Here is a 23905-nt window from a genome sequence, read left to right on the forward strand (position 1 = left end):
AAATTCTGAATGCCGCACTGCGGCATGAAGTGTCGCAAGTATAACGGGCCGAAACGGCTTTACCTTTAATGACGCGAAATCACCGGACGCACACGTTTGCCAGGGGCAAGTACGCTGCGTTTAAACTCTGGCTGCCGGTGTAAGACCGGCGCCGTTGAAAGGAATTCAGCGACTGTTTGCAAATGCTCAGGCCAGTGGCCCATTGAGCAAAGGCACGAAACGCACAGCGCCCAGAACGTGTCGGGAAAAGCCATGTTCTTCGCGCACGATCAGCATCAGTTGTTGCACTTCACCGGAGCCGACCGGAATCACCATGCGCCCACCGGGGGCCAGTTGATCCAGCAAAGCTTGCGGTACATCGGTGGCAACGGCGGTGACGATGATGCCGTTGTAGGGCGCCAGCGCCGGCCAGCCTTCCCAGCCATCGCCCCAGCGAAATACCACGTTGCGCAGGTTCAGCTCGACCAGACGCTCCTTGGCGCGATCCTGCAACACCTTGATGCGCTCGACGGAAAACACCCGTTCAACCAGTTGCGACAACACCGCTGTCTGGTAGCCGGAACCGGTGCCGATCTCCAACACTTTATCCAGCGGGCCGGCCTCCAGCAGCAGCTCGCTCATGCGCGCCACCATGTAAGGCTGGGAGATGGTCTGGTTGTTGCCGATCGGCAGCGCGGTGTCTTCATAAGCGCGGTGCGCCAGCGCCTCGTCGACAAACAGGTGACGCGGTGTGCGGCGGATCACTTCCAGGACTTTGGCGTTCGACACGCCTTCTTCATACAGCCGCTGGATCAGTCGCTCGCGCGTACGCTGGGACGTCATGCCAATGCCGCTGCGCAGGCGGTCGTCATGTTCACGCATCAGCTCAGCCCCCCCAGCCAGCCATCAAGACTTCTGAAGGCATCATTGAAGGTGCGATCGAGCTGCAACGGTGTGATGGACACATAACCCTGCATCACGGCATGAAAATCGGTGCCCGGGCCGCCATCTTCGGCGTCGCCGGCAGCAGCAATCCAGTAACCGGCCTTGCCGCGCGGATCGACCACTTTCATCGGCGCCGCCGCGCGGGCGCGATGGCCGAGACGGGTCAACTGGATACCACGGATGTGATCAATGGGCAGATTGGGAATATTCACATTGAGTACCGTGCGCGGTGGCAGATCGAGCCCGGCGTGGGCCTCGACCAGTTTGCGCGCAAAGTAGGCCGCAGTCGGCAGGTTATCCACCTGACGCGAGACCAGTGAAAAGGCAAACGATGGGCGCTCGAGAAATCGTCCTTCAAGGGCTGCCGCCACGGTTCCGGAATACAGCACGTCGTCACCGAGGTTGGCGCCCAGGTTGATGCCGGAAACCACCATGTCCGCTTCGCGCTCAAGCAAGCCGTTGAGGCCCAGGTGAATGCAATCGGTCGGTGTACCGTTGAGGCTGATAAAGCCGTTGGCCAGGTATTGCGGGTGCAGCGGACGGTCGAGCGTCAGCGAACTGCTGGCGCCGCTTTTGTCCTGCTCCGGGGCGATAACCACGCATTCGGTGTAATCCGCCAGCGCAGCATAAAGCGCGGCGAGACCGGGCGCGGTTACCCCATCGTCGTTAGAAATCAGAATACGCATGGGCTGTCCGTCTGCCCCACCGGCACCAGATCAACGAGCTCGCGCACCAATACAGTGGCAAAGCATCCGGCCGGGAGGACGAATTCCAGTTGCAGAATGTCAGGTTGGGGATAATGCCACGTCAACCCGCCAATGGGCAGCCGCAGGATGCGACGTTCTTGGCTCATGCCGGCGTGGATCAACCAGTCACGCAGATCCGCTTCGCGGGCGGCGATCTCCTGCTCCAGTTCATGGACTGCGCCAGCGGTTGGCGAGTCACCTTCGCCCCACTGCGGACCGGTCGGGTGCAGGTCCAGAATCGACAGACGCGGGTCGCTGCATTCGGCTTCGCCGGCCGGGAAAAAGCTGCGGCTGTCAGTAAAGGCCAACAGATCGCCCACCAGTGCGGTGTTCCAGGTGCCATCGGCGACGCGCGCCGCCAGCACCTGGTTGAACAGAAAGCTACGCACCGTCGACAGTAACCGCGATCGCACATTACGCTGTTCCGGCAAAGCCTTGCGCGCCGCCCACGCCCGCGCATCGACAACGTTGCCGCCGTCATGGCCGAAGCGCTGAGCGCCGAAATAATTGGGGATGCCTTGTTTGGCGATCAGTTGCAGCCGCTGCTCAATCGCGTCTTTGTCGCCATTGAATTGAGTCAGGCGCAGGGTGAAGCCATTAGCCGAATGCGCACCACGTTGCAGCTTGCGCTTGTGGCGCGTGGTCTTGAGGATCTTCAGCGTGTCGTTTTCCGCCGCCGACAGATCCGGGTCGGCCTTGCCCGGCAATTGCACGCTGAACCACTGTCGGGTCAGGGCCTGACGATCCTTCAGCCCGGCATAGCTGACGGTGCGCAACGGCACGCCCGCCGCTTTGGCGATCCGCCGCGCCGCTTCTTCGGTATTGAGGCCGCGCTTTTCCACCCAGATCCACAGATGTTCGCCGTCACCGCTGAACGGAATATCCAGCACTTCATCGACCTGGAAATCTTCGGCGATGGCTTTCAGTACCGCTGTGCCGAGGGGTTCGCCATAGGCCCGTGGGCCGAGCAATTGCAGTTCATTCATGCGCGCAGCAACAAGGCAACGGAGTGCACGGCGATACCTTCTTCGCGACCGACAAAGCCAAGCTTTTCGGTGGTGGTAGCTTTGACGTTCACTTGATCCAACTCAACTTGAAGATCCGCCGCGATCAGCGCGCGCATCGATTCGATATGCGGCGCCATTTTTGGCGCCTGGGCAACGATGGTGTTGTCGACGTTGCCGACTTTCCAGCCCTTGGCGTGGATCAGACTGACCACATGACGCAACAGCACACGGCTGTCGGCGCCCTTGAATTGCGGATCGGTGTCCGGGAAGTGTTTGCCGATATCACCCAGCGCCGCCGCGCCGAGCAAGGCATCGCTCAAGGCGTGCAGCAGGACGTCACCGTCGGAATGAGCGAGCAGCCCGAAGCCGTGTGCAATCTGCACGCCGCCCAGAGTAATGAAATCGCCTTCAGCGAAACGGTGCACATCGTAGCCGTGGCCAATACGCATAAAAAAACGCCCCGATTTTTGTCAGGGCGTGATTCTACCTGCATTAACCGCGCAGAGCGCGTGCGTGATGCTGCAAGTGGTCGTCAATGAAGCTTGAGATGAAGAAATAGCTGTGGTCGTAGCCCGGTTGCAGGCGCAGCTCCAGCGGATGCGCCGCTTGTTTTGCTGAGTGTTGCAAGGCCTCGGGTTTCAATTGCGTGGCGAGGAAATCGTCACGATCCCCTTGATCGACCAACAACGGCAACTTCTCCGTCGCCTCCGCGATCAGCACACAGGCATCCCACTCCTTCCACTTCGAACGGTCTTCGCCCAAGTAATGAGAGAACGCTTTCTGCCCCCACGGGCAATCGATCGGATGGGTGATCGGCGAAAAGGCCGAAACCGATTTATACCGCCCAGGATTGCGCAAGGCACAGACCAAGGCACCGTGGCCGCCCATCGAGTGTCCGCTGATGCTGCGCTTGTCGGACGCGGGAAAATGCGCTTCTACCAGTGCGGGCAATTCCTTCACGACATAGTCATGCATCTGATAATGATGCGCCCATGGCTCCTGGGTGGCGTTCAGATAAAACCCGGCGCCGAGACCGAAATCCCAAGCCTTGTCTGCATCGTCCGGAACATCCGGACCGCGTGGGCTGGTGTCCGGGGCAACGATAATCAAACCAAGCTCGGCAGCCATGCGCATCGCACCGGCCTTCTGCATGAAGTTCTCATCGGTGCAGGTCAGCCCGGACAACCAGTACAGCACTGGCAGCTTGCCGCCCTGCTCCGCTTGCGGCGGCAGGTACACGGCGAAGACCATGTCGCAATCAAGCACTTCGGAGCGATGGCGATAACGCTTGTGCCAGCCACCGAAACTCTTCTGACAGGAAATGTTTTCCAGATTCAAGGGATTCTCCCTAGCTGTAAGCTGCAAGCCGCAAGCTTCAAGAAAAAGCACGAACGCCTTTACTTGCAGCTTGAAGCTTGCAGCTCGGGGCTGCTGTTAGAAATGAATGACGGTGCGGATGCTCTTGCCTTCGTGCATCAGGTCGAACGCCTTGTTGATATCTTCCAGGCCCATGGTGTGGGTGATGAAGGTATCCAGCGGGATCTCGCCGCTCTGGGCCATGTCGACGTAGCTCGGCAATTCAGTACGGCCACGCACGCCGCCGAACGCCGAACCGCGCCAGACGCGACCGGTAACCAACTGGAACGGACGGGTAGCGATTTCCTGACCGGCACCGGCGACACCGATGATGACCGACTCGCCCCAGCCTTTGTGGCAGCACTCAAGCGCGGCGCGCATCAGTTGCACATTGCCGATGCACTCGAAGGAGAAGTCGACGCCGCCATCGGTCATGTCGACGATCACTTCCTGGATCGGACGATCGTAATCTTTCGGGTTCACGCAATCGGTGGCACCCAGTTGTTTGGCGATCTCGAACTTGGCCGGGTTGATGTCGATGGCGATGATGCGCGCAGCCTTGGCTTTCACCGCCCCGATCACGGCCGACAAGCCGATACCGCCGAGACCGAAGATGGCCACGGTGTCACCCGGTTTGACCTTGGCGGTATTGAGCACGGCGCCGATACCGGTGGTCACGCCGCAACCGAGCAGGCAGACCTTTTCCAGCGGCGCGTCTTTGGAGATCTTGGCCACGGAGATTTCCGGGAGCACGGTGTATTCCGAAAACGTCGACGTCCCCATGTAGTGGAAAATCGTTTCGCCCTTGTAGGAAAAGCGCGAAGTGCCGTCCGGCATCAGGCCCTTGCCTTGGGTGGCGCGAATCGCCTGGCAGAGGTTGGTCTTGCCCGACTTGCAGAATTTGCACTGGCCGCATTCCGGGGTGTACAGCGGAATGACGTGGTCGCCGACGGCAACCGAGGTCACGCCCTCGCCGATCGCTTCAACGATGGCGCCACCCTCGTGGCCGAGGATCGACGGGAAGATGCCTTCCGGGTCTGCGCCGGACAAGGTGTAGGCATCGGTGTGGCACACCCCGGAAGCGACAACGCGCAGCAACACCTCACCAGCCTTCGGCATGGCGACATCGACTTCTACGATTTCCAGCGGCTTCTTGGCCTCGAAGGCAACGGCGGCGCGCGACTTGATCATGCTGACTCTCCAGTGAACCCAATAAATAAAAAAGCAGACAGACAGTGTAGTTCAGCGCGCCCTGAGGAATAATCAGGACGAAAGCAAAACATTATTGCCATACAGGGATAATCCAAGTGTCGGAAAACCGCTGGGAAGGCATCGACGAGTTCGTTGCCGTCGCCGAATGCAACCAATTCACCGCCGCTGCCGAGCGTCTTGGGGTTTCTTCCTCGCACATCAGTCGACAAATCGTACGGCTCGAAGAGCGTTTGCAGACGCGCCTGCTCTACCGCAGCACCCGGCGAGTTACGTTGACCGAAGCCGGGCAGACTTTCCTGCAACATTGCCAGCGCCTGCAGGACGGTCGCGAAGAAGCCTTGCGCGCGGTAGGCGATCTGACCAGCGAACCGAAAGGCATGCTGCGCATGACCTGCGCGGTGGCCTATGGCGAACGCTTTATCGTGCCGCTGGTGACTCGCTTCATGGGGCTGTACCCGCAGCTGCGTATCGATATCGAGCTGAGCAATCGCCAGCTGGACCTGGTGCATGAAGGGCTGGATCTGGCGATCCGTCTGGGACGGTTACAGGATTCTCGCTTGGTCGCGACACGCCTGGCACCACGGAGAATGTACCTGTGCGCGTCGCCTTCCTACCTGGAACGGTATGGGCGCCCACACAGTTTGTCGGAATTGAGTCGACACAATTGCCTGATCGGCAGTTCGGATATCTGGCAACTGGAACAGAACGGGCGGGAATTTTCCCAGCGGGTGCAGGGCAACTGGCGTTGCAACAGTGGGCAGGCGGTGCTGGATGCGGCGCTTCAGGGTGTCGGATTGTGTCAGTTGCCGGACTATTACGTGCTCGAGCACCTGCACAGCGGCGCGCTGATTTCCTTGCTCGAGGCGCATCAGCCGCCTAATACGGCGGTGTGGGCGCTGTATCCGCAGCAGCGGCATCTGTCGCCGAAGGTGCGCAAGTTGGTGGACTATTTGAAGGTGGGGCTGGCGGAGCGCCCGGAATATCGGCATTGAAAAGCCAAAAGATCGCAGCCTTCGGCAGCTCCTACAGTAGATCGCATTCCCCTGTAGGAGCTGCCGAAGGCTGCGATCTTTTGGCCTTTAAGAGCGATTCGCCCACCGCTGGCGCAACCACTCCAGATCTTCCGGTCGGGTCACCTTGAGATTATCCGCCCGCCCTTCGATCAGACGCGGTGCCAGACCGGCCCACTCCATCGCCGAGGCCTCATCGGTAATCAGCGCATCAGCCACCAGACTGTCCGCCAGCGCCCGATGCAACGCGCCGAGGCGAAACATCTGCGGCGTATACGCCTGCCAGATCACACTGCGGTCCACCGTTTCAACCACACGACCGTTGTTATCAACGCGTTTGAGCGTGTCGCGAGCGGGCACCGCCAACAGACCACCGACCGGGTCATCCGCGAGTTCGGCAAGCAACTTGTCGAGATCATCGCGACTCAGATTCGGCCGGGCCGCATCGTGCACCAGCACCCAATCGTCATCGTCGGCACCTTGCGCATGCAGATGCAGCAAGGCATTGAGCACCGACGCGGAACGCTCCGCGCCGCCATCAACCCGCTGAATGCGCGGATCGTTGACGCATGCCAGATTCGGCCAATAGGGATCATCGACAGCAAGACTGACCACCAGGCCCTTGAGGCTCGGGTGATCAAGGAAACAGCCGAGGCTGTGTTCGAGAATTGTGCGCCCGCCCAGTTGCAGATATTGCTTGGGACGGTCCGCGGCCATTCGGGCACCGACGCCCGCGGCAGGAATCACGGCCCAGAAGGCCGGCAGGGAATTGATCATTGGGCCAACTGGTAAAGGGTTTCGCCGTCCTTGACCATGCCCAGTTCGTGACGAGCCCGCTCTTCGACGGTCTCCATGCCTTTCTTCAGCTCGCTGACTTCAGCGTCCATCACCCGGTTGCGCTCCAGCAGGCCTTCGTTCTCGGCATGTTGCTCGGCGATCTGCTGTTTCAGCTCGGCGACCTGCGCCAGACTGCCATTGCCCACCCACAGGCGGTACTGCAGACCGGCCAGGAGCAAGAGCAAAACAAGAAACAACCAGTAAGGACTGCGCATCGAATATCAGGTATCCAGTGAAAAAAGACAGCCACGCATAATGTTGCAGCATCTGATAGCACGAAGCCTGGAAAGATCCAGGCTTGTGCTTAAGGCATCAGATTAGTGGCAAATCCATCGCTGTCACGACTTTTCCGACACAATCCGGTGTCCTTTGATCAGGTTGCGCTTAACCGCGGAACTCGGCACGGCCGTTGTACTTGGCCTTGCCGTTCAACTGCTCTTCGATACGCAGCAGTTGGTTGTACTTGGAAACGCGGTCGGAGCGGCACAGCGAACCGGTCTTGATCTGGCCAGCCGAGGTGCCCACAGCCAGGTCGGCAATGGTCGAATCTTCGGTTTCGCCGGAGCGGTGCGAGATCACGGCGGTGTAACCGGCAGCCTTGGCCATCTGGATGGCTTCCAGGGTTTCGGTCAGGGTGCCGATCTGGTTGAACTTGATCAGGATCGAGTTGGCGATCTTTTTATCGATGCCTTCTTTGAGGATCTTGGTGTTGGTCACGAACAGGTCGTCGCCCACCAGCTGGGTCTTCTCGCCGATCTTGTCGGTGAGGATTTTCCAGCCAGCCCAGTCGGATTCGTCCAGACCGTCTTCGATGGAGATGATCGGGTAACGCTCGGTCAGACCTTTGAGGTAGTCGGCGAAACCTTCAGCAGTGAACACCTGGCCTTCACCGGACAGGTTGTACTTGCCGTCTTCGTAGAACTCGCTCGCGGCGCAGTCCAGCGCCAGGGTCACGTCGGTGCCCAGCTTGTAACCGGCGTTGGCCACGGCTTCGGAGATCACTTTCAACGCATCTTCGTTGGAAGCCAGATTCGGCGCGAAACCGCCTTCGTCGCCAACGGCAGTGCTCAGACCACGAGCCTTCAGCACAGCTTTCAGGTGATGGAAAATCTCGGTGCCCATGCGCAGACCTTCCGAGAAAGACTTGGCGCCAACTGGCTGGACCATGAATTCCTGGATGTCGACGTTGTTATCGGCGTGCTCGCCACCGTTGATGATGTTCATCATCGGTACCGGCATCGAGTACACACCCGGGGTGCCGTTGAGGTTGGCGATGTGCGCGTACAGCGGCAGATCCTGATCCTGCGCAGCTGCCTTGGCCGCAGCCAGGGACACGGCGAGGATGGCGTTGGCGCCCAGGGTCGCTTTGTTTTCGGTACCGTCGAGCTTGATCATCGCTTGGTCGAGGGCTTTCTGGTCGCTCGGGTCGGTGCCCAGCAGCAGATCGCGGATCGGACCGTTGATGTTGGCTACCGCCTTGAGCACGCCCTTGCCCAGGTAACGGCTCTTGTCGCCATCACGCAGCTCGAGCGCTTCACGCGAGCCAGTGGATGCACCGGACGGCGCGCAGGCGCTGCCGATGATGCCGTTGTCGAGAAGCACGTCCGCTTCCACGGTGGGATTGCCACGGGAGTCGAGAACTTCACGACCTTTGATGTCGACGATTTTTGCCATTGTTGTAAACACTCCAAAGTTGACGAAAACGACGCAGCTAGAGGAAATCTTTATCGTCGGCAAGCGAAGTACAGCGGGCAGACTTGCAGACGACAACGCTCACGCCCGAGGGCATGAGCGACAAATCGTGCGGTACTTTACCGGAGAATCGAGCGTTACGCGGTTTCTACCGTCGGAAAACTCTTCACCAGTTCGTCCAGAGCTTTGAGCTGGGCCAGGAATGGCTCCAGTTTGTCCAGACGCAAGGCGCAAGGGCCGTCGCATTTGGCGTTGTCCGGATCCGGATGCGCTTCGAGGAACAGACCCGCCAGCGACTGGCTCATGCCGGCCTTGGCCAGATCCAGAACCTGGGCACGGCGACCGCCGGCGGAGTCGGCACGACCGCCAGGCATTTGCAGCGCGTGGGTCACGTCGAAGAATACCGGGTATTCGAACTGCTTCATGATGCCGAAGCCGAGCATGTCGACCACGAGGTTGTTGTAGCCGAAGCTCGAACCGCGCTCGCAGAGGATCAACTGATCGTTACCGGCTTCCACGCACTTGTTCAGGATGTGTTTCATTTCCTGAGGTGCGAGGAACTGGGCTTTCTTGATGTTGATCACGGCATTGGTCTTGGCCATCGCGACGACCAGATCGGTCTGACGCGACAGGAAGGCCGGCAGCTGGATGATGTCGCAGACCTCAGCGACCACCGCAGCCTGATCCGGCTCGTGGACGTCGGTGATGATCGGCACGCCGAACGCTTGCTTGATGTCCTGGAAGATGCGCATGCCCTCTTCCAGGCCAGGACCACGATACGAAGTCACAGAAGAACGGTTGGCCTTGTCGAAGCTGGCCTTGAACACGTAAGGGATACCGAGTTTCTCGGTGACCTTCACGTACTCTTCGCAAACCTGCATGGCCATGTCCCGGCTTTCCAGCACGTTCATGCCGCCGAACAGGACCATGGGTTTGTCGTTGGCAATCTCGATGTCGCCGACGCGGATGATCTTCTGTGCCATCGGGTTACGCCTTCTTCTGGTGTTGAGCCAACGCGGCTTTGACGAAACCGCTGAACAGCGGATGACCGTCGCGTGGGGTCGAGGTGAACTCAGGGTGGAACTGGCAGGCAACGAACCATGGATGATCCGGCGCTTCAACCACTTCGACCAGCGCAGCATCGGCGGAGCGACCGGAAATCTTCAGGCCGGCTTCGATGATCTGCGGCAGCAGGTTGTTGTTCACTTCGTAACGGTGACGGTGACGCTCGACAATCACGTCCTTGCCGTAGCAATCATGGACTTTGGAGCCCGGCTCAAGCAGGCAATCCTGTGCGCCGAGACGCATGGTGCCGCCCAGATCGGACGCTTCGGTACGCACTTCGACAGCGCCGGTGGCGTCTTCCCACTCGGTGATCAGACCGACAACCGGATGGCCGCTGGCACGATCGAACTCGGTGGAGTTGGCGTCTTTCCAGCCCAGCACGTTACGGGCGAACTCGATGACCGCCACTTGCATGCCCAGGCAGATGCCGAGGTACGGAACCTTGTTTTCGCGAGCGTACTGAACGGCAGTGATCTTGCCTTCCACGCCACGCAGACCGAAGCCGCCCGGCACCAGAATCGCGTCGACACCTTCGAGCAGCGCAGTGCCCTGGTTCTCGATGTCTTCGGAATCGATGTAGCGCAGGTTGACCTTGGTGCGGTTGCTGATACCGGCATGACTCATCGCTTCGATCAGCGACTTGTAGGCGTCGAGCAGTTCCATGTACTTGCCGACCATGGCGATGGTCACTTCGTGTTCCGGGTTCAGCTTGGCGTCAACCACTGCGTCCCACTCGGACAGATCGGCGCTGCCGCACTGCAGACCGAAACGCTCAACGACGAAATCGTCCAGACCCTGCGAATGCAGGATGCCCGGGATCTTGTAGATGGTATCGGCGTCTTCCAGCGCGATTACCGCACGCTCTTCAACGTTGGTGAATTGCGCGATCTTGCGACGCGAGGACACGTCGATCGGGTGATCGGAACGGCACACCAGCACGTCTGGCTGCAGACCGATCGAACGCAGTTCCTTGACGGAGTGCTGGGTCGGTTTGGTCTTGGTTTCGCCAGCGGTGGCGATGTACGGCACCAGCGTCAGATGCATCAGCATCGCGCGCTTGGCGCCGACTTCGAAACGCAACTGGCGGATGGCTTCGAGGAACGGTTGCGACTCGATGTCACCCACGGTGCCACCGATCTCGACCATCGCCACGTCGGCATCGCCCGCGCCCTTGATGATGCGGCGCTTGATTTCGTCGGTGATGTGCGGAATCACCTGGATGGTTGCACCCAGGTAGTCACCACGGCGCTCTTTGCGCAGCACGTGCTCGTAGACACGGCCGGTGGTGAAGTTGTTGTTCTGGGTCATGGTCGTGCGGATGAACCGCTCGTAGTGCCCCAGATCCAGGTCGGTCTCGGCGCCGTCATGGGTGACGAACACTTCACCGTGCTGGAACGGACTCATGGTGCCTGGATCGACGTTGATGTACGGATCCAGCTTCAGCATGGTGACCTTAAGCCCCCGCGCCTCCAGGATAGCCGCCAATGAAGCCGAGGCAATGCCTTTCCCCAATGAAGAAACAACACCGCCCGTGACGAATATGTAGCGCGTCATGAAAAACCCTAGAAGTCTGCGTTAAAGCGGAACGAGCCGCCGGGGAAAGCGAAGGAAGGCCGAAGCCCCCGATCACCTGCATTAATCACAGTGCACCTTTCGAAAAAACCGCCGCGTTGTGACAGACCGGCAGATGAAACACCGGTACGTTGCTCGCTACACATTTTTTGGAATCGCCCAGCAAAGACTGCTTGGTAATCGGCAACTCCTGCAATTCAGGCGAATCCACAGAAGTTGTATCAAGAAGGGAGCGTAGTCTACCGGAATGCTCCTTTCAGCTCAAACCTTGATCTTCGTCTGTTGGCTGCCAGTGCAATGTCCAGCCTTCGTCCATCTGACCATCAAGACCCGGCTGGTTCGCCACGGCGAGCAATTCTTCGTCACGAAACAGCAGCGGCAATCTGCCACGCACGAAGGCCGGTACCGCGCGCTCGTTGAGCAGACGCTTGAGATCCCGGCTACCGCGCTCAGCCAATTGCATGACCTCACCGCCCTGCCGATAGGCAATACGCAAAGGCCCGGCTGGAGCATGCCCGTGGAGCATGACGCGTCCGTTATCCGGCAAGCGTAGCGCTGAAGTCGGGGTCTGCCAGTCGGCGCCGATCACTGGCGTGCGCAACCAATTGCCGCTCAGCCACCAGACGCGCCCGGCGCTGCGGTGCAGCTCGCCGTCGGCCAGACGCCAGATCGGAGAAGCGTCGGCGCCGGCATTGCACAGCGTTGTCCAACCCGACCAATGGTCAGCGTCTGGCAGCCGAGTCAACGGTTCGAGCCAGTGGCTGAGGGCATTTCGCTGGCGCGCGTCAGACAACGCCGTCAATGGTGTCAGCTCCAGCGATGGCACACCCAGCCAAGCGAATTCATGGGGAGTTTCGGCTTGGGCGAGATCGATCTGCGCCAGCTCATCGAGCAAGCCCTGCGCCTCACGCAGATGCGCAGCGGTGCGCGCCATGCTGGCCTGCGCTTGCGGCCAGCGCTCGGTCAGCACCGGCATGGCTTGATGGCGCAGGTAATTGCGCGAAAACTGGTGATCCTGATTCGACGGGTCTTCGATCCAGCGCAACTGATGCGCCTGTGCATAACCTTCCAGCTCAGCACGACTGACATCCAGCAACGGTCGAACCAGCGTGCCCTGCCCCACTGGACGCTGCTGCGGCATCGCGCCGAGCCCGCGGACACCGGCACCGCGCAACAGCCGAAACAGCAGGGTTTCAGCTTGGTCATCGCGGTGCTGGCCAGTCAGCAACACGTCATTGCTCTGCGTCAGCGAACTGAACGCGGCATAACGCGCATCCCGCGCCGCCCGCTCCAGGCTCGCCCCGCCCTTCACGGTGACCCGCTCTACTTGCAACGGCACGCCCAGCGCATCGCAAACGTCTTGGCAGTGTTGCGGCCACGCATCGGCCGCAGCCTGAAGGCCGTGGTGGATGTGGATGGCGCTTAACGCAGGGAGGGATTCGGTGTTCGCCAGAGTGGCGAGCAGATGCAGGAGGACGGTGGAATCGAGGCCACCGGAGAAGGCGATGCGCCAGTGAGCGACGTTGCGCCAGGGCTCAAGGTTCAGCAGAAGACGGGATGGCAAATCAATCGAGCGTTCACCCATGTCTTTACCCTCGCCGGAAACCAAGTGTGGGAGCGAGCTTGCTCGCGAAAGCGGATTAACATTCAACAATTTCGTCGTCTGTTATAACGCCTTCGCGAGCAAGCTCGCTCCCACAGTGTTTTGCATCGTCAGCCAAATCGGCGCTCGATTAGAGACCGTAGCTCATCAAGCGATCGTAACGGCGCTTGAGCAGCGCTTCGTTATCGAACTGCTTGAGCATCGCCAGTTGCGAGCTCAGCTCGGCGCGGATCGAAGCGGCGGCAGCAGCCGGGTCACGATGGGCGCCGCCCAGTGGCTCGCTGATCACTTTGTCGACGATACCCAGGCCTTTCAGACGCTCAGCGGTGATGCCCATCGCTTCAGCGGCATCCGGCGCTTTCTCGGCGGTTTTCCACAGGATCGACGCGCAACCTTCCGGCGAGATCACCGCGTAGGTCGAATATTGCAGCATGTTCAGTTGATCGCAAACGCCGATGGCCAGTGCGCCGCCGGAACCACCCTCACCAATTACAGTGGCGATGATCGGAGTCTTCAGACGCGCCATCACACGCAGGTTCCAGGCAATCGCTTCGCTCTGGTTGCGCTCTTCAGCGTCGATGCCAGGGTAGGCACCCGGGGTGTCGATGAACGTCAGGATCGGCATCTTGAAGCGCTCGGCCATCTCCATTAGACGGCAGGCCTTGCGGTAGCCTTCCGGACGCGGCATGCCGAAGTTGCGGCGAACTTTCTCACGCACTTCACGGCCCTTCTGGTGGCCGATGATCATCACCGGCTGGTCTTCCAGACGGGCGATACCGCCAACAATGGCAGCGTCATCGGAGAAGTGACGGTCGCCGTGCAGTTCGTCGAACTCGGTGAAGATGTGCTCGATGTAATCGAGGGTGTAAGGGCGTTTCGGGTGACGCGCCAGGCGTGCGATCTGCCAGCTGGTCAGCTTGCCGAAGATGTCTTCGGTCAGCGTCTTGCTCTTGTCCTGCAGGCGGGAGATCTCATCGCCGATATTCAGCGAATTGTCATTACCGACCAAGCGCAACTCTTCGATCTTGGCTTGCAGGTCGGCGATCGGCTGTTCGAAATCTAGAAAATTCGGGTTCATAGGCGTCCGTCTTGGGTCGTGTCCCAAGTGAGCTTGGGCCGGCCGGTTGTCTATTCGCGCCCTACCTTAAGGGAGAGGCGCGCTGAGGTCGAGATTAAAAATTCAGATTGCGGGCAAGCGCCATGATGGCACTTGCCGGTCAACGGTATTGGAGGAAGACGTTGTCTCGCCCGAACTGGTCACGCAGGGCTTGAATCAAGGTATCCGCCGGGTCGATCCGCCAGGTCTCGCCGAACTGCAGCAAGGTCTTCGCATCCGGGCTGGTGTACTCCATGGTCACCGGGCACGCGCCGCGATGACGCTTGAGCAGTTCGCCCAACCAGCGTAGCTGATCGCCTTTGAGATCCTGGGTGTGCAGCTTCAGGCGCAGGCTTTCGGCCAGATTGGTCCGCGCATCCTCCATGCTCATCACCCGCTTGACCCGCAGGCGCAGGCCGCCGGAGAAGTCGTCATTGCTGACCTCGCCTTCAACCACCACCATCGCGTCGGTCTGCAGCAGCGATTGCGCCGAATGGAACGCATCGGCAAACAGCGACGCTTCGATCCGCCCGGAGCGGTCGTCGAGGGTGATGAAACCCATCTTGTCGCCCTTCTTGTTCTTCATCACCCGCAGGGCAATGATCATCCCCGCTACGGTTTGCGTGTCACGCGCCGGCTTCAGGTCGATGATGCGCTGGCGGGCGAAACGGCGGATCTCGCCTTCGTATTCGTCGATCGGGTGACCGGTCAGGTACAGGCCCAGGGTGTCTTTTTCACCCTTGAGGCGTTCCTTGAGGGTCAGCTCCTTGGCCTTGCGATGGGACGCGTAGACGTCGGCATCTTCTTCGACGAACAGGCCGCCAAACAGGTCGGCGTGGCCAGAGTCGTGGGTCCGCGCAGTCTGCTCGGCAGCCTTGATCGCCTCTTCCATCGCCGCCAGCAGTACCGCGCGGTTACGGTCGATGTTGGCTTGATAGGCCTTTTGTTCGTCGTGGAAATACGGGCCGAGGCGATCCAGCGCGCCGCTGCGAATCAAGCCATCAAGAGTTCGTTTGTTGATGCGCTTGAGGTCGACCCGCGCGCAGAAATCGAACAGATCCTTGAACGGACCGGCCTGACGCGCTTCGGTGATCGCTTCCACCGGGCCTTCACCGACGCCTTTGATCGCGCCCAGGCCGTAAACGATGCGGCCGTCGTCGTTCACCGTGAACTTGAACTCCGAAGTGTTCACGTCCGGCGCGTCGAGGCGCAGCTTCATCGTCCGCACTTCTTCGATCAAGGTCACGACCTTGTCGGTATTGTGCATATCCGCCGAGAGTACCGCGGCCATGAATGGCGCCGGGTAGTGAGCTTTCAGCCACGCGGTCTGGTACGACACCAGGCCGTAAGCGGCGGAGTGGGACTTGTTGAAGCCGTAACCGGCGAACTTTTCCACCAGGTCGAAAATGTTACCGGCAAGATCCGCGTCAATGCCGTTGGTCGCGCAACCCTCAATGAAACCGCCGCGCTGCTTGGCCATTTCTTCAGGCTTTTTCTTACCCATCGCCCGACGCAGCATGTCCGCACCGCCGAGGGTGTAACCGGCCATGACCTGGGCAATCTGCATCACCTGTTCCTGATACAGGATGATGCCGTAAGTCGGCGCTAATACCGGCTTGAGCCCGTCGTACTGGTAGTCCGAGTGCGGATACGCCAGTTCGGCGCGACCGTGCTTACGGTTGATGAAGTCGTCCACCATGCCCGATTGCAGCGGGCCCGGACGGAACAGTGCCACCAGTGCGATCAAGTCTTCCAGGCAGTCAGGCTTGAGCTTTTTGATCAGCTCTTTCATGCCCCGGGATTCAAGCTGGAACACCGCCGTGGTTTCGGCTTTTTGCAGCAACTGGTAGGTCGGCTTGTCGTCCAGCGGGATAAAGGCGATATCCAGCGGCGGCTCGTTGACCTTGGCGCGGTCGCGGTTGATGGTTTTCAGCGCCCAGTCGATGATCGTCAGGGTCCGCAGGCCGAGGAAGTCGAACTTCACCAGACCGGCGGCCTCAACGTCGTCCTTGTCGAACTGGGTCACCAGACCGTCACCGGCCTCGTCGCAATAGATCGGCGAGAAGTCGGTCAGCTTGGTCGGCGCGATCACCACACCACCGGCGTGTTTGCCGACGTTACGCACCACGCCCTCGAGTTTGCGCGCCATCTCCCAGATTTCCGCTGCTTCTTCATCGACCTTGATGAAGTCACGCAGGATCTCTTCCTGCTCGTAGGCTTTTTCCAGAGTCATGCCGACTTCGAACGGAATCATCTTCGACAGACGATCCGCCAGGCCATAGGACTTGCCCTGCACCCGCGCCACGTCACGGACCACAGCCTTGGCGGCCATGGAACCGAAGGTGATGATCTGGCTCACCGCGTTGCGGCCGTATTTCTCGGCCACGTAATCGATCACCCGGTCACGGCCGTCCATGCAGAAGTCGACGTCGAAGTCGGGCATGGAAACCCGTTCCGGGTTGAGGAAACGCTCGAACAGCAGGTCATATTCCAGCGGGTCGAGGTCGGTGATCTTCTGTACGTAAGCCACCAGCGATCCGGCACCCGACCCACGGCCCGGACCTACCGGTACGCCGTTGTTCTTGGCCCACTGGATAAAGTCCATCACGATCAGGAAGTAACCGGGGAAGCCCATCTGGATGATGATATCCAGCTCGAAATTCAAACGGTCGACGTAGACCTGACGCTTGGCTTCGTAGTCTTCGGTGGTGTCCTTGGGCAGCAGCACCGCCAGGCGTTCTTCGAGCCCTTCGAAGGAGACCTTGCGGAAATATTCGTCGATGGTCATGCCATCGGGGATCGGGAAGTTGGGCAGGAAGTGTGTGCCCAGCTTCACATCAATGTTGCAGCGCTTGGCGATCTCGACGGTGTTTTCGATGGCGTCGGGAATATCGCTGAACAGCTCGAGCATTTCCTCGGCGCTTTTCAGGTATTGCTGATCGCTGTAATTCTTAGAACGACGCGGGTCATCGAGGGCGCGGCCTTCACCGATGCACACACGGGTTTCGTGGGCGGCGAAGTCTTCCTGCTTGATGAAGCGCACATCGTTGGTCGCCACCAGCGGCGCGCCAAGCTTGTCGGCGAGGGCGACGGCGCCGTGCAATTGTTCTTCATCATTGGGACGGTTGGTGCGCTGGATTTCCAGATAGAAGCGATCCGGGAACACCGCCATCCACTCGCGTGCCAGCGCTTCGGCTTCCGCCGGGTTGCCGCCGATCATGGCCATGCCGATCTCACCTTCTTTGGCGGCGGACAGCATGATCAAACCTTCGTTGGCCTCGGCCACCCACTCGCGCTCGACGATGACCATGCCGTTGCGCTGGCCTTCGATGAAGCCACGCGAGATCAGTTCGGTGAGATTGCGATAACCCTGAGCGTTCATCACCAGCAGGCTGAGGCGGCTCAGCGGTGCATCCGGGTCCTTGTTCGCCAGCCACAGGTCGGCGCCGCAGATCGGCTTGATGCCGGCGCCCATGGCGTTTTTATAGAACTTGATCAGGGAACACATGTTGTTCTGGTCGGTGACCGCGACCGCCGGCATGTTCATGGCGGTCAGCGCTTTGACCAGCGGCTTGATCCGCACCAGCCCGTCGACCAGGGAGTATTCAGTGTGCAGGCGTAGATGAACGAATGAAGCCGGCATAGTGATCCTGTCCAGTTACATAGAGACAACGAGGCCCGGATTGTACCGGGCCTCGAATAAAACATCAGCCTTGCGCCTAAACCTGCGTCAGGCTTTCCCGCGCCTCGTAAGCCAGGCGTACCGGGGCGAACGAGCGGCGGTGAATCGGCGTCGGGCCGAGCCGCGCCAGTGCTTCCAGATGAACGGGCGTCGGGTAGCCTTTGTGGCCGCCGATGCCGTAGCCCGGGTAGATCAATTCGAACGCCGCCATTTCGCGATCACGACTGACCTTGGCCAGAATCGACGCCGCCGCGATCGCCGGCACCTTGCCGTCGCCCTGAATCACCGCCTCGGCACGCATCGGCAAATGCGGGCAGCGGTTACCGTCGATCATCGCCAGTTTCGGCTGAATGTGCAGACCGGCAACCGCGCGCTGCATGGCCAGCATGGTGGCGTGGAGGATATTCAGATCGTCGATTTCTTCAACTTCGGCACGGGCAATGCACCAGCTCAGGGCTTTCTCGCAGATCTCGTCATAGAGCTTTTCGCGCTTGGCTTCGGTGAGCTTTTTCGAATCGTCGAGGCCGAGGATCGGCCGGTTCGGATCGAGAATCACTGCTGCCGTTACCACCGCACCGCACAACGGGCCACGACCGACTTCATCAACACCGGCGACCAGTTCTTCGACTTCGGCTACCAGAGTGAAATCCAGGCCCATTTGCATGCTTGTCTTGCTCATTGTGGTTTGCCGATCAGGTCAAGGACGGCTTGCGCCGCCTGATTGGAAGCATCGCGCCGCAGCGTGCGGTGGATCTCGTCGAAGCCGCGGGTCTGTTCCTCGCCGCCATCGATCAATGGCGACAGTGTCTGCGCCAACGCCTCGACAGTCGCATCATCCTGCAACAACTCCGGCACCAGCAAGCGCTGAGCGAGCAAGTTGGGCAGCGACACGTACGGGCTCTTGACCATGCGCTTGAGAATCCAGAACGTCAGCGGCGCCAACCGATACGCCACCACCATCGGCCGCTTGTACAGCAGCGCTTCAAGGGTAGCAGTGCCGGAGGCGATCAACACCGCGTTGCACGCGGCCAGGGCCAGATGGGATTTACCGTCGAGCAATGTCACCGGCAAATCCCGGCCAGCGAGCAAGGCCTCGAGTTGCACCCGGCGTTCCGGGTTTGCACAAGGAATGACAAAGCGCACGCCCGCACGCATGGCGCGCAGACGTTCGGCAGTGTCGAGGAACAGCGCGCCGAGGCGACTGACTTCACCGCCACGGCTGCCCGGCATCAGCGCTACCAGCGGACCGTCGGGCAAACCCAGCTCGGCGCGGGCAGCGGCACGATCAGCTTGCAGCGGAATGGTATCGGCCAAGGTGTGACCGACGAAACGCACCGGCACGCCTTTCTCTTCGTAGAATTTCGCTTCGAACGGCAACAGGGTGAGCATCAGATCGCAGCCTTCGCGGATCTTCAGCACCCGTTTCTGCCGCCATGCCCACACCGACGGGCTGACGTAATGCACGGTCTTGATCCCGGCCTGACGCAGCTTGAGTTCGATATTGAGGTTGAAATCCGGCGCATCGATGCCGATGAACACGTCTGGCTTTGCGGCGATCAGTGTGGCAATCAGCTCTTTGCGGCGCTTGAGCAATTCACGCAGCCGACCAAGTACTTCGACCAGGCCCATGACCGACAGGCGCTCCATGGGGAAGTACGAGGGCAGGCCTTCGGCCTGCATCAGCGGACCGCCGACGCCGATGAACTCGACTGCCGGGTGCTGAGCCTTGAGCGCACGCATGAGGCCGGCGCCGAGAATGTCACCGGAAGCCTCACCCGCCACCAGCGCAATACGCAGATTGGCCATGATCAGCGGGTGATGCCGCGAGTCGATGCCTGGATCGAATCACGGAACACGGCGACTTCGGGGAACTGCGCAGACGGTTCTGCCAGCTCGGCCAGCGCCTGTTCGACCGTCAGGCCCTGGCGGTAGACCGTCTTGTAGGCACGACGCAAAGCGTGGATCGCGTCTTCGCTGAAACCGCGACGGCGCATGCCTTCGAAGTTCATGCTGCGCGCTTCGGCCGGGTTGCCGAACACGGTGACGAACGCCGGAACATCCTTGCCGATCGCCGTGCCCATGCCGGAAAAGCTGTGGGCGCCGATGTGGCAGTACTGATGCACCAGTGTGAAACCGGAGAGGATCGCCCAGTCGTCAACGTGTACATGCCCGGCCAACGCAGTGTTGTTGACCAGAATGCAGTGGTTGCCGATGACGCTGTCATGGCCGATGTGGGCATAGGCCATGATCAGGTTGTGATCACCCAGGGTGGTTTCCGAACGGTCCTGAACGGTGCCACGGTGAATGGTCACGCCTTCACGGATGACGTTGTGGTCGCCGATCACCAGGCGGGTTTCCTCGCCTTTGTACTTCAGATCCGGGGTGTCTTCGCCTACCGAAGAAAACTGGTAGATGCGATTGTGCCTACCAATGCGGGTCGGCCCCTTGAGGATCACGTGCGGCCCGATCACGGTACCCTCGCCGATTTCCACACCTGCGCCGATGATCGACCACGGGCCGACCTCGACGCCGTCAGCCAGAACGGCGGACGGATCGATGATTGCGCGAGGGTCAATCAAACTCATACTTTCTGTTCCGCGCAGATGATTTCTGCCGAGCAGACCGGCTTGCCGTCCACCGAAGCCTGGCATTCGAACTTCCAGATCTTGCGCTTGCAGCTGATGAAGGTCGCTTCAAGGATCAACTGATCGCCCGGCTTGACTGGCTGGCGGAAGCGCAGCTTGTCGGAACCGACGAAGTAATACAGGGTGCCGTCGGCCGGTTTGACGTCGAGCATCTTGAAACCGAGGATCCCGGCAGCCTGAGCCATCGCTTCGATGATCAACACGCCCGGCATGATTGGATGCGCAGGGAAGTGACCATTGAAGAACGGTTCATTGATGCTGACATTTTTGTAGGCGCGAATTCGCTTGCCTTCAGTGTCCAGTTCCACCACCCGGTCCACCAGCAGGAACGGGTAACGGTGAGGCAGGTATTCGCGAATCTCGTTGATGTCCATCATTTCAGGGGAAAGCCTATGTAAAGATTGGGAGCGCGACTGACGCGCACTCCTCTAGCAAATCAAGGAGGCAGTCCAGAGGCTGTGCACACTTGATATGGAAATGGTATCAGCCATCAGATGAGGCATTGCCGTCAGGGGTCACTTCCCCAACGCGCTTTTCCAGCTGTTTCAACCGTCGCGCGATGTCATCGAGCTGACGGATGCGGGCCGCGCTTTTGCGCCATTCGGCCGCCGGTTGCATGGCTGTGCCGGAAGAATAGGCGCCCGGCTCGGTAATCGAGTGAGTCACCATGGTCATCCCGGTCAGGAAAACGTTGTCGCAAATATCAATGTGGCCGACCAGACCAACACCGCCGGCGAGCATGCAGTGCTTGCCGATTTTGGTGCTGCCGGAAATGCCGACGCACGCGGCCATGGCGGTGTGATCACCGACCTGGACGTTGTGCGCGATCTGAATCTGGTTGTCGAGCTTCACGCCATTGCCAATCACTGTATCGGCCAGAGCGCCGCGGTCGATGGCGGTGTTCACGCCGATCTCGACATCGTCGCCGATGGTCACGCCACCGATCTGGGCGATTTTTTGCCAGACACCTTTTTCGTTGGCGAAGCCGAAGCCCTCACCGCCGATCACTGCGCCGGACTGAATAACCACACGCTTGCCGATGCGCACATCGTGATACAGCGTGACGCGCGGAGCGAGCCAGCCGCCTTCACCGATTTCGCTGCGCGCGCCGACTACGCAATGCGCGCCCAGCGTGACCTGTGCAGCGATGCGTGCACCGGCTTCGATCACCACGAACGGACCGATGCTGGCACTCGGGTCAACCACCGCGTCCGCCGCGATCACCGCTGTCGGATGAATCCCGCCAGCCGCTTTTGGCTTTGGATCGAACAGATGCGAGATACGTGCATAGGCCAGATAAGGGTCCGGCACCACCAAGGCATTACCTGCGAAACCTTCGGCGTCGGCTTCCTTGAGCAGCAGTGCAGCTGCCTGAGAGCCGGCCAGGTATTTGCGGTATTGGGGATTTGCCAGAAAGCTCAACTGAGCTGGGCCAGCCTCTTGCAAAGTGGCTAGCCCAGTAATTTGCCTCTCGGGGTCGCCACGCAGGGTGGCGCCGAGGTGCTCGGCCAACTGGCCGAGCCTGATAGTCACGGTCATGGGTTACTTCAGCTGATTCATGCGCTCGATAACCTGGCGCGTGATGTCGTACTGAGGTTTGACATCGATGACTGCGCCACGCTCGAACACCAGGTCAAAACCACCCTTCTTGATGACTTCTTCCACAGCGCTGTCCAGTTTCGGCTTCAGTTGCTTGAGCATTTCACGGTCGGCAACGGCTTTGGCTTCGTTCAGCTCCTTGGACTGGAACTGGAAGTCGCGGGCCTTTTGCTTGAATTCCAGCTCCAGACGCTCACGCTCGCCCTGCTGCATTTTGTCGCCACCGGCCATCAGACGGTCCTGAATGCCTTTGGCGCTGCTTTCCAGGGTTTTCAGCTTGGTCAGTTGCGGACCGAACTTCTTCTCGGCATCCACGGCGTACTTCTTCGCCGCGTCGGATTCCAGCAGAGCCATCTGATAGTTCAGCACGGCAATTTTCATGTCGGCGAACGCCGGGCCTGCCACCAGTACGGAGGCCAGGAGAACCAATTGAGTCAACTTACGCACGATGCACTCCTACAAAATCCATTGTCGTTATCTTGGGTCAGACGCTTAGAACGTCTGGCCGAGGGAGAATTGGAACACTTGAGTTTCAGCGTCATCCGGTTTCTTCACCGGCATCGCCAGCGCGAAGCTCAACGGTCCCAGTGCGGTGACCCAGGTCACGCCCACACCTACGGAGCTGGCCATGTTGCTCAGGCTGATGTCGTTGCACTGAGTGCTGGACGTAGAACCCGCGCTAGCGTTGGTGGTCTTGTCGCACTTGGAATCGAATACGTTACCCACGTCCCAGAACACCGAGGTCCGCAGCGAACGCTGATCTTTCACGAACGGCAGCGGGAACAACACTTCAACGCCACCTTGAATCAACACGTTACCACCGAATGGCAGCGGATCCTGATCCGGATCGGCAAGCGTACCCGAGTTACCCGTTACAGCTGCACCGCGGCTCGGTGTACTGCGTGGACCCAGCGTGCTGTCCTTGAAGCCACGTACGGAGTTGAAGCCACCCGCGTAGTAGTTTTCGTAGAACGGCAAGCCGTCGGTCGAACCGTAACCGTCGCCATAACCCAGTTCGGTGTGCAGGCGCATGGTGTAGTTTTCAGTGATCGGCTGGAACAGCTGACCACGGTAATCAAGCTTGAAGAAGGAAAGGTCGCTACCCGGGATGGTGGTTTCCAGAGTCAGGCTCTGGGACCGGCCACGGGTCGGCAGTACGCCTTTGTTCAAGGTGGACTCGGACCAGCCGGCAGACGCCTTGAAGTTCAGGTACTTGTCGCCTTCCTTGTTAACGAAGTCGAAAATCTCGTCAACGGTGTAGCTACCGGTACTGATTTCGTCCTGTTGAACGGAAGCACCGAATGTCAGACGCGAAGTCTCGCTGATCGGGTAGCCGATGTTCACACCAGCGCCCAGGCTGTCTACCGCGTAACTCGAAAGGTCGGTGTCGAGCTCGTCGTAGTCTGTAGTGCGATAGAACGCGTTGTAACCCAGGCTCACGCCATCAGCGGTCCAGTAGGGGTCAACGTAGCCGAAGTTGTAGCGGCTCTGGTATTCGCTGCGAGTCAGACCGATGCTGACGCGGTTACCGGTACCGAGGAAGTTGTTCTGGGTGATCGAACCACCGAGGATCAGACCGGCGCTCTGGGCGAAACCGACGCTGGCGGTGATCGAACCGGAAGCCTGTTCTTCAACGGCGTAGTTCACATCAACCTGGTCGTCGACACCTGGCACGGCCGGGGTTTCAACGTTGACTTCCTTGAAGAAGCCCAGACGCTCCAGACGGGTCTTGGACTGGTCGATCAGGTAGGTCGAAGCCCAGCCGCCTTCCATCTGACGCATTTCACGACGCAGCACTTCGTCCTCGGACTTGGTGTTGCCACGGAAATTGATGCGGTTGACGTAGGCACGCTTGCCCG

The 23905-nt window shown here is 59.9% G+C and carries 22 protein-coding genes; 1 reads left to right on the forward strand and 21 read right to left on the reverse strand.

Features of this window, described 5'->3' with window-relative positions; translation table 11 throughout:
* Positions 1-186 precede the first annotated feature (186 nt).
* From D8U60_RS27450 to D8U60_RS27475, 6 genes are all read right to left on the reverse strand, one after another.
* Entirely contained in the window at positions 187-822 is a 636-nt protein-coding gene (locus tag D8U60_RS27450; protein ID WP_160768345.1) for a protein-L-isoaspartate(D-aspartate) O-methyltransferase, read from the reverse strand.
* A gap of 38 nt (positions 823-860) precedes the next feature.
* Complete coding sequence (gene surE, locus D8U60_RS27455) at positions 861-1610, reverse strand: 5'/3'-nucleotidase SurE (protein WP_024011837.1); 750 nt, start codon at positions 1608-1610, stop codon at positions 861-863.
* On the reverse strand, positions 1598-2656 hold the full coding sequence (gene truD / locus D8U60_RS27460; protein WP_130901402.1) for a tRNA pseudouridine(13) synthase TruD: 1059 nt from the start codon (positions 2654-2656) through the stop codon (positions 1598-1600). Before truD ends, surE begins: the two co-directional genes overlap by 13 nt.
* Positions 2653-3126: a 2-C-methyl-D-erythritol 2,4-cyclodiphosphate synthase gene (gene ispF / locus D8U60_RS27465; RefSeq protein WP_039762489.1), complete on the reverse strand. Its 474-nt coding sequence runs from the start codon at positions 3124-3126 to the stop codon at positions 2653-2655. The genes truD and ispF overlap by 4 nt, the downstream gene beginning before the upstream one ends.
* Before the next feature lie 43 nt (positions 3127-3169).
* Positions 3170-4015 (reverse strand): S-formylglutathione hydrolase, encoded by an 846-nt coding sequence (fghA, locus tag D8U60_RS27470; RefSeq protein ID WP_122505710.1) that lies wholly within the window; start codon positions 4013-4015, stop codon positions 3170-3172.
* A 96-nt stretch (positions 4016-4111) separates the two neighbouring features.
* Positions 4112-5224: an S-(hydroxymethyl)glutathione dehydrogenase/class III alcohol dehydrogenase gene (locus D8U60_RS27475; protein WP_110600129.1), complete on the reverse strand. Its 1113-nt coding sequence runs from the start codon at positions 5222-5224 to the stop codon at positions 4112-4114.
* 116 nt (positions 5225-5340) lie between these two features.
* On the opposite strand from D8U60_RS27475, the gene D8U60_RS27480 reads away from it, so the two are divergent.
* Positions 5341-6237 (forward strand): LysR substrate-binding domain-containing protein, encoded by an 897-nt coding sequence (locus D8U60_RS27480; protein WP_122610696.1) that lies wholly within the window; start codon positions 5341-5343, stop codon positions 6235-6237.
* 87 nt (positions 6238-6324) lie between these two features.
* On the opposite strand, the gene ispD is transcribed toward D8U60_RS27480, so the two are convergent.
* The 15 genes from ispD to bamA all read right to left on the reverse strand — a co-directional run.
* Positions 6325-7032, reverse strand: a complete 708-nt coding sequence (gene ispD / locus D8U60_RS27485) for a 2-C-methyl-D-erythritol 4-phosphate cytidylyltransferase (protein ID WP_130901403.1) — start codon at positions 7030-7032, stop codon at positions 6325-6327.
* Positions 7029-7307: a cell division protein FtsB gene (ftsB, locus tag D8U60_RS27490; RefSeq protein WP_016771460.1), complete on the reverse strand. Its 279-nt coding sequence runs from the start codon at positions 7305-7307 to the stop codon at positions 7029-7031. The genes ispD and ftsB overlap by 4 nt, the downstream gene beginning before the upstream one ends.
* A 169-nt stretch (positions 7308-7476) precedes the next feature.
* Positions 7477-8766: a phosphopyruvate hydratase gene (gene eno, locus D8U60_RS27495; protein WP_041478121.1), complete on the reverse strand. Its 1290-nt coding sequence runs from the start codon at positions 8764-8766 to the stop codon at positions 7477-7479.
* A 155-nt stretch (positions 8767-8921) separates the two neighbouring features.
* The gene (gene kdsA, locus D8U60_RS27500) at positions 8922-9767 is read right to left on the reverse strand and encodes a 3-deoxy-8-phosphooctulonate synthase (RefSeq protein ID WP_016985082.1); all 846 of its coding nucleotides are present in this window, start codon (positions 9765-9767) and stop codon (positions 8922-8924) included.
* Between the two features lie 4 nt (positions 9768-9771).
* Entirely contained in the window at positions 9772-11403 is a 1632-nt protein-coding gene (locus tag D8U60_RS27505; RefSeq protein ID WP_016771462.1) for a CTP synthase, read from the reverse strand.
* A gap of 274 nt (positions 11404-11677) precedes the next feature.
* Positions 11678-13006 carry a tRNA lysidine(34) synthetase TilS gene (gene tilS / locus D8U60_RS27510; RefSeq protein ID WP_130901404.1) on the reverse strand — a complete coding sequence of 443 codons (1329 nt, stop codon included), beginning with the start codon at positions 13004-13006 and terminating at the stop codon, positions 11678-11680.
* Positions 13007-13154: 148 nt separating this feature from the next.
* Entirely contained in the window at positions 13155-14102 is a 948-nt protein-coding gene (locus tag D8U60_RS27520) for an acetyl-CoA carboxylase carboxyltransferase subunit alpha (RefSeq protein WP_016771465.1), read from the reverse strand.
* A gap of 139 nt (positions 14103-14241) precedes the next feature.
* Positions 14242-17763 carry a DNA polymerase III subunit alpha gene (dnaE, locus tag D8U60_RS27525; RefSeq protein WP_130901405.1) on the reverse strand — a complete coding sequence of 1174 codons (3522 nt, stop codon included), beginning with the start codon at positions 17761-17763 and terminating at the stop codon, positions 14242-14244.
* Positions 17764-17839: 76 nt separating this feature from the next.
* Positions 17840-18466, reverse strand: coding sequence for a ribonuclease HII (gene rnhB, locus D8U60_RS27530; protein WP_016771466.1), 627 nt, complete (start codon positions 18464-18466; stop codon positions 17840-17842).
* 11 nt (positions 18467-18477) lie between these two features.
* A complete protein-coding gene (gene lpxB / locus D8U60_RS27535; protein ID WP_130901406.1) occupies positions 18478-19608 on the reverse strand; it encodes a lipid-A-disaccharide synthase in 1131 nt (376 codons plus the stop codon).
* A 2-nt stretch (positions 19609-19610) separates the two neighbouring features.
* Positions 19611-20387 (reverse strand): acyl-ACP--UDP-N-acetylglucosamine O-acyltransferase, encoded by a 777-nt coding sequence (lpxA, locus tag D8U60_RS27540; RefSeq protein ID WP_130901407.1) that lies wholly within the window; start codon positions 20385-20387, stop codon positions 19611-19613.
* Positions 20384-20824 (reverse strand): 3-hydroxyacyl-ACP dehydratase FabZ, encoded by a 441-nt coding sequence (gene fabZ, locus D8U60_RS27545; RefSeq protein ID WP_016771469.1) that lies wholly within the window; start codon positions 20822-20824, stop codon positions 20384-20386. Before fabZ ends, lpxA begins: the two co-directional genes overlap by 4 nt.
* 106 nt (positions 20825-20930) lie before the next feature.
* Positions 20931-21986, reverse strand: a complete 1056-nt coding sequence (lpxD, locus tag D8U60_RS27550; RefSeq protein ID WP_016771470.1) for a UDP-3-O-(3-hydroxymyristoyl)glucosamine N-acyltransferase — start codon at positions 21984-21986, stop codon at positions 20931-20933.
* Positions 21987-21989: 3 nt separating this feature from the next.
* Entirely contained in the window at positions 21990-22493 is a 504-nt protein-coding gene (locus D8U60_RS27555) for an OmpH family outer membrane protein (RefSeq protein ID WP_003222140.1), read from the reverse strand.
* 45 nt (positions 22494-22538) lie between these two features.
* A partial coding sequence (bamA, locus tag D8U60_RS27560; protein WP_130901408.1) for an outer membrane protein assembly factor BamA occupies positions 22539-23905 on the reverse strand: 1367 nt, incomplete at its 5' end.

This window comes from Pseudomonas sp. Sample_11 (genome assembly GCF_004307505.1).
Classification (GTDB): Bacteria; Pseudomonadota; Gammaproteobacteria; order Pseudomonadales; family Pseudomonadaceae; genus Aquipseudomonas; species Aquipseudomonas atacamensis.

What these genes read in the sequence shown, in the direction of transcription:
- D8U60_RS27450 (WP_160768345.1), bottom strand. Translation starts at nt 822, where the DNA reads ATGACGTCCCAGCGTACGCGCGAGCGACTGATCCAGCGGCTGTATGAA.
- surE (WP_024011837.1), bottom strand. Translation starts at nt 1,610, where the DNA reads ATGCGTATTCTGATTTCTAACGACGATGGGGTAACCGCGCCCGGTCTC.
- truD (WP_130901402.1), bottom strand. Translation starts at nt 2,656, where the DNA reads ATGAATGAACTGCAATTGCTCGGCCCACGGGCCTATGGCGAACCCCTC.
- ispF (WP_039762489.1), bottom strand. Translation starts at nt 3,126, where the DNA reads ATGCGTATTGGCCACGGCTACGATGTGCACCGTTTCGCTGAAGGCGAT.
- D8U60_RS27475 (WP_110600129.1), bottom strand. Translation starts at nt 5,224, where the DNA reads ATGATCAAGTCGCGCGCCGCCGTTGCCTTCGAGGCCAAGAAGCCGCTG.
- ispD (WP_130901403.1), bottom strand. Translation starts at nt 7,032, where the DNA reads ATGATCAATTCCCTGCCGGCCTTCTGGGCCGTGATTCCTGCCGCGGGC.
- ftsB (WP_016771460.1), bottom strand. Translation starts at nt 7,307, where the DNA reads ATGCGCAGTCCTTACTGGTTGTTTCTTGTTTTGCTCTTGCTCCTGGCC.
- eno (WP_041478121.1), bottom strand. Translation starts at nt 8,766, where the DNA reads ATGGCAAAAATCGTCGACATCAAAGGTCGTGAAGTTCTCGACTCCCGT.
- kdsA (WP_016985082.1), bottom strand. Translation starts at nt 9,767, where the DNA reads ATGGCACAGAAGATCATCCGCGTCGGCGACATCGAGATTGCCAACGAC.
- D8U60_RS27505 (WP_016771462.1), bottom strand. Translation starts at nt 11,403, where the DNA reads ATGACGCGCTACATATTCGTCACGGGCGGTGTTGTTTCTTCATTGGGG.
- tilS (WP_130901404.1), bottom strand. Translation starts at nt 13,006, where the DNA reads ATGGGTGAACGCTCGATTGATTTGCCATCCCGTCTTCTGCTGAACCTT.
- D8U60_RS27520 (WP_016771465.1), bottom strand. Translation starts at nt 14,102, where the DNA reads ATGAACCCGAATTTTCTAGATTTCGAACAGCCGATCGCCGACCTGCAA.
- dnaE (WP_130901405.1), bottom strand. Translation starts at nt 17,763, where the DNA reads ATGCCGGCTTCATTCGTTCATCTACGCCTGCACACTGAATACTCCCTG.
- rnhB (WP_016771466.1), bottom strand. Translation starts at nt 18,466, where the DNA reads ATGCAAATGGGCCTGGATTTCACTCTGGTAGCCGAAGTCGAAGAACTG.
- lpxB (WP_130901406.1), bottom strand. Translation starts at nt 19,608, where the DNA reads ATGGCCAATCTGCGTATTGCGCTGGTGGCGGGTGAGGCTTCCGGTGAC.
- lpxA (WP_130901407.1), bottom strand. Translation starts at nt 20,387, where the DNA reads ATGAGTTTGATTGACCCTCGCGCAATCATCGATCCGTCCGCCGTTCTG.
- fabZ (WP_016771469.1), bottom strand. Translation starts at nt 20,824, where the DNA reads ATGATGGACATCAACGAGATTCGCGAATACCTGCCTCACCGTTACCCG.
- lpxD (WP_016771470.1), bottom strand. Translation starts at nt 21,986, where the DNA reads ATGACCGTGACTATCAGGCTCGGCCAGTTGGCCGAGCACCTCGGCGCC.